The organism is Actinomadura miaoliensis, from assembly GCF_039536785.1.
GTDB classification, from domain to species: domain Bacteria; phylum Actinomycetota; class Actinomycetes; order Streptosporangiales; family Streptosporangiaceae; genus Spirillospora; species Spirillospora miaoliensis.
The window spans coordinates 1-12,090 of the sequence record NZ_BAAAZG010000012.1; the positions used below are offsets into that span (position 1 = coordinate 1).

Sequence of the window (12,090 nt, forward strand, 5' to 3'; positions counted from 1 at the left end):
GGGCGGTGCGTCCGGCGCGCTGTGGGGCGTGCTGCTGGACCGGCTCGGCACCGAGCTGGCCGCCCGCTCCGGGGCGGAGGCCGTGGCGGCGGGGCTGCGGTCGGCCGTCGCGGAGATGATGCGGCTCGGCCGCTCCGCCCCCGGCGACAAGACCCTGCTGGACGCGCTGGTGCCGTTCGTGGACGCGCTGGAGGAACGCGTCGCGGCGGGCGACCGGCTCGCGGCCGCCTGGGCCGCGGCGCTGCCCGCCGCCCGCGACGGCGCGGACGGCACCGCCCAGATGATCACGCGGCGCGGCCGGGCCGCCGCCCTCGGCGAGAAGGGCCGCGGCGTCCCCGACCCCGGCGCCGTCTCCCTGACCTGGTGCCTGGAGGAAACGGCCGCCGTCCTGGCCGGCGCCGACGCCGAGACCGACGCGGCGGACGCGGGACGGGTGCCCCTGGTGGAAGCGAAAGGTGTGCACGGTGAGTGACGTGAAGGCGGGCGGCGAGGACCGGTTCGTCATCGGGGTGGGAGCCGACGACGCCGGGTTCGCGCTCAAGGAGCGGCTGCGGGAACTGCTGGCCGGCGACCCGCGGGTGGCCGAGGTCCGCGACTTCGGGGTGCGGGAGGCCACCGACACCGAGCCGTACCCGAACGTGGGCCTCAAGGTCGCCGAGGAGGTCGCCGCCGGGCGGCTGGACCGGGCGGTGCTGGTGTGCGGCACCGGCATCGGCATGGCGATCACCGCCAACAAGGTGCCCGGGGTGCGCGCCACCACCGCGCACGACACCTACTCCGCCGAACGCTCGGTGCTGTCCAACAACTGCCAGGTGCTGACGATGGGCGCGCGGGTCGTCGGCCCCGAGCTGGCCGCCCGGATCCTGGACGAGTGGCTCGGCCACCGGTTCGACCCCGAGTCCGCCAGCGCCCGCAAGATCGCCGTGATCGCCGAGTACGAGGACGCCCACCATGGCTGACATGGCGCTGCGCGAACTGCGCAAGACCTACCACCGCAAGGGCCGCCCGGACGTCACGGCGGTGCGCGGCATCGACCTGGAGGTGCCGTCCGGGGAGCTGCTCGGGCTGCTCGGCCCGTCCGGCTGCGGCAAGTCCACCACCCTCCGCATGATCGCCGGGCTGGAGGAGGTGACCGGCGGCGACATCGTGGTCGGCGGCAAGTCGATGGTGGGGCTGCCGCCGCAGCGCCGCAACATCGGCGTGGCGTTCGAGAACTACGCGCTGTACCCGCCGCTGACCGTCCGGGAGAACCTGGCGTTCGGGCTGTCGGCGCGCGGCGCCGACAAGCGGGAGGTGGCCCGGCGCGTCGAGGACATGGCCCGCCGGATCGAGCTGACCGACCTGCTGGACGCCAAGCCCGGCGGGCTGTCCAGCGGCCAGAAGCAGCGCGTCGCGCTGGCCCGCGCGCTGGTGCGCCGGCCCGACGTGCTGCTGCTGGACGAGCCGCTGTCGCACCTGGACGCCGCGCAGCGCGACACCACCCGCCGCGAGCTCAAGCGCCTGCAGCGCGACCTCGGCTACACCACCATCCTGGTCACCCACGACCAGGAGGAGGCGATCTCGCTGGCCGACCGGATCGCCGTCATGAAGGACGGGGTCATCCAGCAGATCGGCACCCCCGACGAGATCTACGACAGGCCGGCCAACCTGTTCGTCGCCGACTTCGTCGGCGAACCGGTCATCAACCTGCTGCCCGGACGGGTGGACGGCGGCGCCGTCCGGCTGTCCGAGGCCGCCCGCGTCCCGCTGCCCGAGGGCGTGCGGGTGCCGGACGGCCGGGAGGTCGTCGTCGGCGTCCGTCCCGAGGACGTGCTGCTGGCCGCCGAGACCGAGGCCGACCTGCGCGGCGCCGTCGTGGTCTACGAGCCGCTGCTGGAGCTGGGCCTGGCCACCCTGCGGCTGGAGGGCGTGGACAAGACCATCGTCGCGCAGACCGCCCCCGAGGTCCGGCTGGACGCCGACGAGGCCGTGACCCTGCGCTTCGACCCGCACCGCACCCATGTGTTCGACGCCGAGACAGGAGAGGCGATCCGATGAGGATTCTTGCCGCCGGTGACCATTTCGTGCTGACGTCGCTGCTGGTCAAGGCCCTGCGCGACGAGCTGGGCGACGCCCCGGACATCGCGGAGGCCACCCTGCCGTGGCCGGTGGAGCCGTTCGGCCGGGTCGCCGAGGTCGACGAGGCGTCCGGCACCGAGGACGCCATGATCGAGGCGCTGGACGGGGTGGAGGTGTGCGTCACCCAGATGGCGCCGTTCACCCGCCGCGTCCTGGCGGCCGCGCCCGACCTGAAGCTGATCGTCGTCAGCCGGGGCGGCCCGGTCAACGTCAACGTCGAGGCCGCCACCGAGCGGGGCGTGCGGGTCTGCTACGCGCCCGGCCGCAACGCCACCGCCACCGCCGAGTTCACCGTCGGGATCATGCTGGCGACGCTGCGCCGCATCCCGCAGACGCACCAGTCGCTGGCTGTGGAGCACGAGTGGCGCGGCGACTTCTACTCCTACGACAACTGCGGCCTGGAGCTGGAGGACACCACCGTCGGCCTGGTCGGGTACGGCGCGATCGGCAGCCGCGTCGCCCGCGTCATGGCGGCGTTCGGCGCGAAGGTGCTCGTCCACGACCCCTACGCCAAGGGCGAGATCATCGGCGAGCGCGTCGACACCCTGGACGAGCTGCTCACCCGGTCGCGGGTGGTGACGCTGCACGCCCGCGTCACGCCCGAGACCCGGGGCCTGATCGGCGCGCGGGAGCTCGGCCTGATGCCGTCCGGCTCGGTGCTGGTCAACGTGGCGCGCGGGCCGCTGCTCGACTACGACGCGCTGTGCGACGCCCTGGACTCCGGCCACCTGATGGCCGCCGGACTGGACACCTTCTACGAGGAGCCCGTCCCGGCCGGGTCGCGGCTGTTCACCACCCCGAACCTCGTCATGACCCCGCACCTGGGCGGCGCCAGCCGCGCGGTGGCGCACAAGGCCGCCCGCATCGTCGCCGCCGAGGTCGGCCGGTACTCGCGCGGCGAGGCCCTGGCCCACTGCATGAACCCCTGAGGACGGCACATGTACGTCGGGATCGACGTGGGAACCTCGCTCGTCAAGGCGGCGGCCTTCGACGAGCGGGGACGCGTCCTCGGGGTGGAGTCGCGGCGCACGCGGCTGGCGGTGCGCGACGGCCGGGTCGAGCAGGACATCGACGAGGTGTGCCGGGCCGTCGACGAGGTGGTCGCCGCGCTCCGCGTGACGCCGCGGCTGGCCGGGCTGACCGGCCAGGGCGACGGCGTGTGGCTGGTCGACGGGGACGCCCGGCCGGTGCACCCGGCGGTGTCGTGGATGGACGGCCGGGCCGCCGGCGTCCTGGCCGGGTGGATGGCGGACGGCGTGGCCGAGCGGGTCTTCCGCCGCACCGGCTCGGGCATGTTCCCCGGCAGCGCCGGGCCGGTGCTGGCGTGGTTCGACCGGCACCGCCCCGAGGTGCTCGACGCCGCCGCCACCGCCGGATACTGCAAGGACGTGGTGTTCCAGCGGTGGACGGGCGTGCGCGCCACCGACGTGTCCGACGCGTCCGTGCCGTTCCTCGATCCGCGTACCCGCGCGTACGACACCGGGGTGATCGAGGCGTGCGGGCTGACGCACCGGGCCGATCTGCTGGCGCCCGTCCACGACCCCATGCCGCTGGGGGAGATCCGCGCGGAGACCGCCGGGCTGCCCGCCGGGACGCCCGTCGCCGGCGGGCCGTTCGACCTGCCCGCCTGCGCGCGCGGCGCGGGGATCACCGAGCCGGGCGACGGGCTGCTCACCGTCGGCACCACGCTGGCCTGCCAGGTCGTCACCGACGACCTCGACCTGGGCCGCGAGCCCGCCGGGCTGACGCTGGCGACCGAACGGCCCGGCCGGTGGCTGTGCGCGATGCCCGCGATGGTCGGCACGGCCGCCCTGGACTGGGTGCTGGCGTCCACCGGCCTGTCGCACGAGCAGGTCGAGGACATGCTGGCCGAGTCCCCGCCCGGCGCGAACGGGGTGCGGATCCTGCCGTACTTCGCGCCGTCGGGGGAGCGGGCGCCGTTCGTCGAGCCGGGCGCCCGCGCCGAGATCAGCGGCGTCAGCCTGGAGACCTCCAAGGCCGACCTGGTGCGCGCGACCTGCGAGGGCATCGCCTACGCGGCCCGGCACTGCCTGGACGCCGCCGGACTGTCGGGCCGCCTGGCGGTGTGCGGCGGCGGAACGCGCAGCGAGCAGTGGCTGCGGCTGTTCGCCGACGTGATCGGACGGCCGGTGCGGGTCGCCGCCCCGGAGGCGGGGGCGCGCGGCGCCGTGCTGGCCGCGGCCGCCCGCCTCGGCGTCGACCTGGACGTCGAGGAGTGGACCGAGCCGGTGGCCGGATGCGACCCCGACCCCGAGCGCGCCGGCTTCTACGCCGCCGGTTACGCCGACTACCTGGACCGGGTGGCGCACGCCCGCGACCGATGGAGGAACAGTTGACCGCGCGTGTCACCGTCGGCGTCGACATCGGCACCACCGGGCTCAAGGCCGTCGCCCTGGACGACCGGGCCCGCGTGCTGCGCGAACGCACCGTCCGCTACCCGACTCGGCTGGCCGGGATGGGCGCCGAGCAGGATGCCGAGGCGTGGTGGCGCGCGGCGTGCGAGGCGCTGCCCGAGGTGGTCGGCGGCGCCGAGGTGACGGCGGTGGCGGTCACCTGCCAGGCGCCCACGATGGTCGCGGTGGACGCGCACGGCGACCCCGTCGGCCCCGCGCTGACCTGGATCGACCGGCGCGCCATGGCCGAGGCCCACGAGATCGGGGAGCTGCTCGGCACGTCCCGCAACGGCCCCGACCCCTACCACGGCACCGCCAAGCTGCTGTGGTGGGCGCGGCAGCGCCCCGCCGAGCTGGCCAAGGCCGAGGTGGTGCTGCACGCCAACGGGTTCCTGGTCCGGCGGCTGACCGGCGAGTCGTCGCTGGACGACTCCGGCGCCTGCCTCATGCAGGGCTGGGACGGCGGCTGGCCCGCCGCGCTGGCGGACGCGGGCGTCCCGGTCGGCATGCTCCCCGCCGCCGTGCCGTGCCGCACGATCGTCGGCCGGGTCACGCCCGAGGCGGCGGCGCTCACCGGGCTGCCCGCCGGCACCCCGGTCGCCGCCGGCGGCATCGACGCGGTCGGGTCGGCGCTGGAGGCCGGGGTGCTGCGGCCCGGCGACCCGCTGACCGAGATGACCGGGTTCTCCACCGTCACCGTGCTGGCCGTGCCGCGCGGCACCGCCGTGCCCGGGCTGATCCACTCCCGGCACTGCGTGGACGGCGTCGACCTCGTGCTGACCGCGCAGGTCTCCACCGGCGCCGTCGTGGACTGGGTGCGCGCGCTCACCGGCGAGCCGCCCGGCCTGCTCGACTCCGGGCCGCTGCTGGAGCGTCCCCGCCCCACCCGGCTGCTGGCGGCCCCGTCGTTCGCGGGCGAGCGCACGCCCAGCTGGGACGCCCGCGTCCGCGGCGCCGTCGTCGGCCTCGACCTCGGCGTGGACGCCCGCGACCTGCTGCTCGCGGTGTTCGAGGGCACCGCGTTCGCGCTGCGCGCCGACCTGGACGCGCTGGAGGCCGCCGGGCATCCCGTACCGTCGGTGCTGTGCACGGGCGGCGGGGCCAAGAGCGAGGCGTGGCTGCAGGTCAAGGCGGACGTGCTGGGCCGCGAGATCCAGGTGCCGGTCACCGGTCACGGCGCCGCCGTGGGCGCGGCCATGCTCGCGGGCCTGGCCGTCGGCGTGTGGTCGTCGCCGGAGGACGTCCGGGACCTGGCGGTCGTGCCGTCCCGCGTCCACCGGCCCGACCCCGAGCGGGCCGCCCGCTACACCGAACGCTACGAACTGTTCCGGCGGCTGCGCGAGACGCTGCCGCCCCTGACCCACCCGATGGTGCAAGGAGAATCGTGACCGACGGCCTGGCAGAACTCATCGAGCTGACCCGCGAGCTGGGGCGTCCCGACCGCGACCTGGTGGTGCTGGCCGAGGGCAACACCGCCGCCCGCACCGGCGCGAACCGCATGCTCGTCAAGGCCAGCGGATCGCGGATGGCGGGCGCGTCGTCCAAGGACTTCGTCGAGGTCGACACCGCCCGCCTGCTCGGCCTGCTGGAGGAGGACGACCTCGACCAGGCGGGCCTGTCGGAGGCCATGCTGAAGGCGCGCGTCGGCGGCGACGGGCGCCCGTCCATCGAGGCGCTGCTGCACGCCATGTGCATCGAGTACGCGGGCGCGCAGGTCGTCGGCCACACCCACCCGGTCGCGGCCAACGCGGTGCTGTGCTCCGACCAGGCGCACCTGCTGGTGGAGGGCACGCTGTTCCCCGACCAGGTGGTGGTGCTCGGGCCGCACGCGCTGCTGGTCCCGTACGCCGACCCGGGCCTGGCCATCGCCCGCGAGGTGCACGCCGGGCTGCGCCGCCACATCGCCGAGCACGGCGAGCCGCCCAAGCTGGTCTACCTGGCCAACCACGGCATCTTCGCGCTCGGCCGGTCCGCCGGCGAGGTCAACGCGATCACCGAGATGGCGGTGAAGGTGGCCCGGGTGATGTCGGGCGTGCTGGCCGTGGGCAAGCCCGCGTTCCTGCCGCCGGAGAACGTCCAGGCCCTGCACACCCGGCCCGACGAGATCGCCCGCCGCAAGCTTCTGTCGCACTGACCCAAGGGCCCCCGCCCTGCGTTACGGTCGCCTTTGCAAACCGTTGTCGCAGAGCGGGGGTAGGTCGGGTTGGTGGCGAAGCAGAGCGTGTCGGTGTCCCTCATCACGCTGGGCGATCCGAACACGCTGACCGGCGGCTATCGCTACCACCGCCGGATGGCCGAACTCGCGCCGCGCAACGGCGCCCGGCTCCGGTTCGCCTCCTTCCCCGAACGGCGCTTCCCGCTCGCCGCCCGCGACGCCGACGAGGTCTGGCGGACGGTGCGCGAGCAGGCGCCCGACGTGGTGGTGCTCGACAGCATCGCCGCCGGGTTCCTGGCGACCTCCCGGACGTGGCCGGAGGTCCCCGTCGCCGCCGTGCTGCACCAGCCGCCCGGCGGCATCGACCACGGCCCGCTGCGCACGAGGGTGCAGGCCGCGCTCGACCGGTCCGTCTACCGTCGGGTGTCCCGGCTCATGGTCGCCAGCGAGCATCTCGCCGAGGAACTGGCCCGGCAGGGCTTCCCCGACACCGTCGTCGTGCCGCCCGGACGCGACGTGGCCGGCTTCCCGGACCCCGTCGTCGTGCCGCCCACCGACGTGCGCGGCGACAACCGCGCCGCGCTGCTGTGCGTCGCCAACTGGCTGCCCCGCAAAGGCATCCTGGAGCTGCTCGACGCGGTCGCCCTGCTGCCCGAGGGCGCCGCCCGCCTCCACCTGGTGGGGGACGAGCACGCCGACGCCGCATACCGCACCGCGATCCTGCGCCGCCTGAACCGTGACGAGCTGGCCGGACGCGTCGTCCGCCACGGCCGCCTGCCCGGCGACGAGGTCGCCCGGCTCTACCGGGATTGCGACGTCTTTGTGCTTCCCAGCACCCGCGAGCCGTACGGAACGGTGTATGGAGAAGCGATGGCAGCCGGGCTGCCCGTCGTCGGCTGGCGGGCGGGCAACCTTCCCCACCTGGCGAGGCATGACCGCGAGGGCCGGTACGCCGAGGTCGGCGACGTGCCCGCGCTCGCCGCCGAGCTGTGCGCGCTCATCGACGACGCGGGACTGCGCGCCCGGCTCGGCGCCGCCGCCCGCGAACGCGCCCTCACCTTCCCCACCTGGGAGGACAGCGCGCGCACCTTCTTCGCCACCCTGCGGGAGATCTCATGACCGACACGTCCTCACCCCATGATCCCGGTGGCCCCGACCGCGGCACCGGCTGGAACTCCGTCACCGTCCCGCCCGTCACCACCCTGCTGCTGCGCCACGGCGACACCCCGCTGTCGCCGCAGAAGCGGTTCAGCGGCGTGTCCGAGGTGGGGCTCAGCGCGGACGGCGTGGCGCAGGCGCGGGCGGCGGCCCGCCGCCTGGCCGAACGCGGCGGCATCTCGGCCGTGCTGTCCTCGCCGCTGCGCCGCGCCCGGCAGACCGCCGAGATCGTCGCCGCCGGGCTCGGGCGGCGTCCGGTGGTGGTGGACGACGACCTGCGCGAGACCGACTTCGGCGCGTGGGAGGGCCTGACCTTCGAGGAGGTCCGCGCCGCCTGGCCCGACGAGGCCGCTGCCTGGAGCAGCGACCCCGCCGTCGCGCCGCCCGGCGGGGAGAGCTTCACCGACACTCTGGCCCGGCTGCAGCGCGTCCGCGCGCGCGTCGTGGAACGCCTCCCCGCGGGCACGGTGCTGCTGGTCAGCCATGTCGGCGCGATCAAGACGCTGGTGGTGATGGCGCTGCAGGCGCCGCTGGCCAGCATGCACCGGATGTTCCTCGACTCGGCCTGCCTGTCGGAGATCGACTGGTTCCGCGACGGCACGGCCGTCGTGCGCGCCTTCAACGACACCGCCCACCTGCGCGCCGCCGCCTGCGGCTGCGGGTCGTCCGCCGCCCCCGTCCCGGCGGGCGGCGTCGCGGCCGAGGACGCCGGGGCCTGACGGGTCAGAGCCGCACCGGTAGCGAGGTCAGACGCCACGTGCCCGGGTCGGGGGCGCGCAGGCCGTCGGGGTCGTCGGCGGCCAGTGCCAGGTCGCGGCGCAGCAGGGCGGTGAGCGCTACGTCGGTCTGGACGCGGCCCAGGGACGCGCCCAGGCAGAAGTGCGGCCCGTGGCCGAAGCCGAGCTGCCCGGCCGCCCCCGCCTCACGGGTGACGTCGAGGCGGTCGGGGTCCTCGAACGCGCGCGGGTCGCGGTTGGCGGCGGCCACGGAGACGGTGACCGGCTCGCCCTTGCGCACGGCGACCCCGCACAGGTCGACGTCCTCGCGCGCGTAACGCGGGATCGTCAGCAGGGTCGGGCCGCACCAGCGGATCAGCTCCTCGACGGCGCGCGGCATCAACGCGGGGTCCTCGCGCAGCGCCGCGAGCTGCCCGGGATGGCACAGCAGGGCGTGCAGCGCGTTGGTGACCAGGTTGGTGGGCGTCTGCCCCGCCATGACCAGATGCCAGACGAGCGTCACCATCTCGGTGTCGGTGAGCCGGTCCCCGTCGTCGGCCTGGATCCGGATCAGGTCGGAGAGCAGGTCGTCGGCGGGCTCGGCGCGGCGCCGCGCCACCGCCGCCCTGGCGCCCTGCATGATCCCCGGAATCGCCTCGGCGAACCGCCGCCCGGCGCCGGCGGCGACCGTCGCGCCGTACTCCAGCCAGCGCGGCCGGTCGGCCTCGGGGATGCCCACCAGCTCGCAGATGACCTCCATCGGCAGCGACCGCGCGAAGCGGGGGAGCAGGTCCACGACGCCGTCGCCGGAGGGCAGGCCGGCCAGCAGGCGGCCGACGATCGGCTCGATGCGGTCGCGGAAGGCGGCGGCGCGGCGGGCGGTGAACGCCGGGGACACCAGCCTGCGCAGCCGCGTGTGCTCCGCGCCGTTCATCTCGCTCATCGTCCGCATGTACGGCAGGCAGTCGTCGGGCACGTCGGGGCGCATGAAGCTGTCGGCGTTCAGCTCGAAGCGGGGATCGGCCAGCATCGCCCGGGCATCGGCGTGCCGCAGGACGGCCCAGGTCGGCGGCAGCCCGGGGATCGTCAGCCGGGCCAGCGGCGCCTGCTCGCGGGCGCGCCCGTAGGCGCCGAACGGGTCGCGGATCACTTCGGGGTCGGTGAGGTCCAGCTCGGGGACGGCGGCCATGCGCGCTCCTTGTCAGATGTTCATGCCAGATGATGGGATCATCTGGATGGCGACGGTATCTTGACCGGCGATCGGCGGCAACCCGGGGAGGACGATGGAACGGCTCACCAGAGCGCAGGCGCAGGAGCGCAACCGCGCCAGGGTGCTGGCCGCGGCCCGGGAGGAGTTCACCGAGCGCGGCTTCCGCGAAGCCAAGATCGACGGCATCGCCGCGCGGGCGGGGCTCACCCGCGGCGCGGTCTACTCCAACTTCCCCGGCAAACGGGCCCTGTACTTCGCCGTCCTCGCCGAAGACGGCGAGGCCGCGTTCCCGCCGCCGCCGGGGCCGGACGAGCCGCCGCCCGGCCTGGACGGGCCGGCGTCCGGCGCCGCGGAGGCGCTCGCCGCGTTCGCGCGCGCCTGGGTGGCCCGGCTGCCGCTGGCCACCGACGGCGCCTGGCTCGGCAAGGACCTGATGCCCGAGATCGTCGCCGAGGAGCGCACCCGGCAGGCGTTCGCGCAGCTGATGAAGCTGGACGCGCTCCTGCTCGGGCTGGCCCTGGAGGAGCTGCGGCCGCGCGCGCCCCGGCTGGTCCGCGTCGCCGAGGCGGTGCTGACGACCCTGCAGGGCGCCGGCCAGATGTCGGCCGCCGCCCCCGGGTTCGTCGAGGTCTTCGACATGGTCGGCGTGTGCGAGCGGCTGGCCGGCCTCGACCTCGACGACCGCTGGGCCCCGCCGCACCTGCCGTACGCGCCGCGTGCGCGCCCGGCCGACGAGCCGTGGACCCCGCCGCCCGCGGTGGACGCGGTGCGCGGTGAACCCGCCCGGCTGTACGACGACGGCGTGGTGGCGGTCCTGGGCCTGCACCGGCTGGAGGCCGTCGAGGAGGCGGTGCGTGCCGCGCCGCGCCGGGCCCCGGTGACGGCCGTGCTGGTCACCGGCGACCCGGGCGAGCTGGCGCCGCTGGCCGGGCTGGTCGTCGGCGACCTGTGCGGCTGCCTGCGCCAGGCGTTCCCGCGGCGGGCCTGGCCGCGCCTGCGGGTGGTGCACGACCCGTCGGGCGCCGTCGCCGCGGCGGCGGGCGTGCCCGCGGTCAGCGACGCCACCGAGGTCGCCGTCCGCGTCCGCGACGGCCGGATCGTCGCCCGCGCCGACGGGTACGGCGCCTGTCACGCCGCCGCCACGGCATAGCCCGTCGCCACGGCATGGCCCGCCGCCGGAAATTCGGAATTCCGGCGAGAAGTTGCCCCGGGATATTCGCCCGGGTTAGGGTCGGGGACGTGACTGCCGGGTCGGCCATGGGCCATTCACGAGTGAGGCGCCCGGCCACGGCGTGATCGGAACGCGGGCCAGAGGCCCGCCGTTCACCGCCTTCGGCTCGCTTCCCCACCTTCTCAGCGTTTTTCCGCTGTTCTTCGCGTGCGCGCGTCATCGCGCACGAATCGCTGCGCCGCCGCGGCTTTTTCGTCATGCCGAAAAGCGGCCTGCCGAAAACTTCGCACTCCACCGAGAAAAGAGAGCATGCCCAACGACTTCAATCAGCGGATCATCGACGAGTTCCGCGCCAACGGCGGACGTGTCGGCGGCCCCTTCGAAGGGGGCCGGCTGGTGCTGCTGACCACCACCGGGGCCCGTTCCGGCGCCCCGCACACCACCCCCGTGGCCTACCTGCCCGACACGGACCGCCTGCTGGTGATCGCCTCCGCCGGGGGAGCCCCCAGGCATCCGGACTGGTTCCACAACCTGGTGGCCAATCCCCGCGTCACCGTCGAGGACGGCGTCTTCGTCTATGAGGCGAAGGCCACCGTCCTGGAGGGCGACGAACGCGATCGCCTGTTCGCCCGCGCGGCCGAGGCCGACCCGGGATGGGCCGAGTACCAGGCCAAGACGACGCGCGTCATCCCCGTGGTCGCGCTGGAGCCCGTCCCGGGCCCGCCGGGGTCGAACGCCGCGTCGCCGGGTGCGGCGCTCAAACTGGTGCACGACGCGTTCCGCCGCGAACTGGCGCTCATCCGCAAGGAGATCGCCGGATCCGGGCCGCGGCTCGGCGCGCAGCTTCGCGTCAACTGCCTGACCGTCTGCCAGGGCCTGGGGTTCCACCACGCCGCCGAGGACGGGGGGATCTTCCCCGCCCTCGCCGCCCGGCATCCCGGGCACGCCGCGACCTTCGACCGGCTGCGTCGCGAGCACGAGCGGGTCGCGGCGCTGCTGGACGACCTGCAACGGGCCGTCGCCGCCGAGGACACCGAGCCCGGCGCGGTGCTCGCCGAGGTCGAACGGCTCACCGGCGAGCTCGAAGCCCACCTCGACTACGAGGAGGAACAGCTGATCCCGCTGCTCGACGCGCCGTGACGGGCCGG

At 75.2% G+C, this 12,090-nt stretch carries 12 protein-coding genes; 11 read left to right on the forward strand and 1 reads right to left on the reverse strand.

Annotated elements, in window-relative coordinates; all coding sequences use genetic code 11:
* The 9 genes from ABD811_RS10680 to ABD811_RS10720 all read left to right on the forward strand — a co-directional run.
* The coding region (locus ABD811_RS10680; protein WP_344944648.1) for a DAK2 domain-containing protein at positions 1 to 472 on the forward strand (472 nt) is incomplete at its 5' end.
* Positions 465 to 959: a ribose-5-phosphate isomerase gene (locus ABD811_RS10685; RefSeq protein WP_344944651.1), complete on the forward strand. Its 495-nt coding sequence runs from the start codon at positions 465 to 467 to the stop codon at positions 957 to 959. The genes ABD811_RS10680 and ABD811_RS10685, both read left to right, overlap by 8 nt.
* On the forward strand, positions 952 to 2,037 hold the full coding sequence (locus ABD811_RS10690; RefSeq protein WP_344944654.1) for an ABC transporter ATP-binding protein: 1,086 nt from the start codon (positions 952 to 954) through the stop codon (positions 2,035 to 2,037). The genes ABD811_RS10685 and ABD811_RS10690 overlap by 8 nt, the downstream gene beginning before the upstream one ends.
* Complete coding sequence (locus ABD811_RS10695; protein ID WP_344944657.1) at positions 2,034 to 3,047, forward strand: 2-hydroxyacid dehydrogenase; 1,014 nt, start codon at positions 2,034 to 2,036, stop codon at positions 3,045 to 3,047. Before ABD811_RS10690 ends, ABD811_RS10695 begins: the two co-directional genes overlap by 4 nt.
* Positions 3,048 to 3,056: 9 nt before the next feature.
* On the forward strand, positions 3,057 to 4,475 hold the full coding sequence (locus ABD811_RS10700; RefSeq protein WP_344944661.1) for an FGGY family carbohydrate kinase: 1,419 nt from the start codon (positions 3,057 to 3,059) through the stop codon (positions 4,473 to 4,475).
* Entirely contained in the window at positions 4,472 to 5,920 is a 1,449-nt protein-coding gene (locus ABD811_RS10705) for a xylulokinase (RefSeq protein WP_344944664.1), read from the forward strand. The genes ABD811_RS10700 and ABD811_RS10705 overlap by 4 nt, the downstream gene beginning before the upstream one ends.
* On the forward strand, positions 5,917 to 6,666 hold the full coding sequence (locus ABD811_RS10710) for a class II aldolase/adducin family protein (protein WP_344944667.1): 750 nt from the start codon (positions 5,917 to 5,919) through the stop codon (positions 6,664 to 6,666). The genes ABD811_RS10705 and ABD811_RS10710 overlap by 4 nt, the downstream gene beginning before the upstream one ends.
* Positions 6,667 to 6,738: 72 nt before the next feature.
* Complete coding sequence (locus tag ABD811_RS10715; RefSeq protein WP_344944670.1) at positions 6,739 to 7,806, forward strand: glycosyltransferase family 4 protein; 1,068 nt, start codon at positions 6,739 to 6,741, stop codon at positions 7,804 to 7,806.
* On the forward strand, positions 7,803 to 8,564 hold the full coding sequence (locus tag ABD811_RS10720; protein ID WP_344944672.1) for a histidine phosphatase family protein: 762 nt from the start codon (positions 7,803 to 7,805) through the stop codon (positions 8,562 to 8,564). The genes ABD811_RS10715 and ABD811_RS10720 overlap by 4 nt, the downstream gene beginning before the upstream one ends.
* Before the next feature lie 4 nt (positions 8,565 to 8,568).
* Here ABD811_RS10720 and ABD811_RS10725 read toward each other — a convergent pair whose 3' ends face one another.
* On the reverse strand, positions 8,569 to 9,750 hold the full coding sequence (locus ABD811_RS10725) for a cytochrome P450 (RefSeq protein ID WP_344944677.1): 1,182 nt from the start codon (positions 9,748 to 9,750) through the stop codon (positions 8,569 to 8,571).
* Between the two features lie 94 nt (positions 9,751 to 9,844).
* On the opposite strand from ABD811_RS10725, the gene ABD811_RS10730 reads away from it, so the two are divergent.
* Both ABD811_RS10730 and ABD811_RS10735 read left to right on the forward strand, forming a co-directional pair.
* On the forward strand, positions 9,845 to 10,921 hold the full coding sequence (locus ABD811_RS10730; protein ID WP_344944680.1) for a helix-turn-helix domain-containing protein: 1,077 nt from the start codon (positions 9,845 to 9,847) through the stop codon (positions 10,919 to 10,921).
* 330 nt (positions 10,922 to 11,251) lie between these two features.
* On the forward strand, positions 11,252 to 12,082 hold the full coding sequence (locus ABD811_RS10735; protein WP_344944683.1) for a nitroreductase/quinone reductase family protein: 831 nt from the start codon (positions 11,252 to 11,254) through the stop codon (positions 12,080 to 12,082).
* Positions 12,083 to 12,090 lie beyond the last annotated feature (8 nt).

Excerpts from the sequence above, each read along its gene's own strand:
- ABD811_RS10690 (WP_344944654.1), top strand. The coding sequence starts at position 952 with ATGGCTGACATGGCGCTGCGCGAACTGCGCAAGACCTACCACCGCAAG.
- ABD811_RS10695 (WP_344944657.1), top strand. The coding sequence starts at position 2,034 with ATGAGGATTCTTGCCGCCGGTGACCATTTCGTGCTGACGTCGCTGCTG.
- ABD811_RS10700 (WP_344944661.1), top strand. The coding sequence starts at position 3,057 with ATGTACGTCGGGATCGACGTGGGAACCTCGCTCGTCAAGGCGGCGGCC.
- ABD811_RS10720 (WP_344944672.1), top strand. The coding sequence starts at position 7,803 with ATGACCGACACGTCCTCACCCCATGATCCCGGTGGCCCCGACCGCGGC.
- ABD811_RS10725 (WP_344944677.1), bottom strand. The coding sequence starts at position 9,750 with ATGGCCGCCGTCCCCGAGCTGGACCTCACCGACCCCGAAGTGATCCGC.
- ABD811_RS10730 (WP_344944680.1), top strand. The coding sequence starts at position 9,845 with ATGGAACGGCTCACCAGAGCGCAGGCGCAGGAGCGCAACCGCGCCAGG.
- ABD811_RS10735 (WP_344944683.1), top strand. The coding sequence starts at position 11,252 with ATGCCCAACGACTTCAATCAGCGGATCATCGACGAGTTCCGCGCCAAC.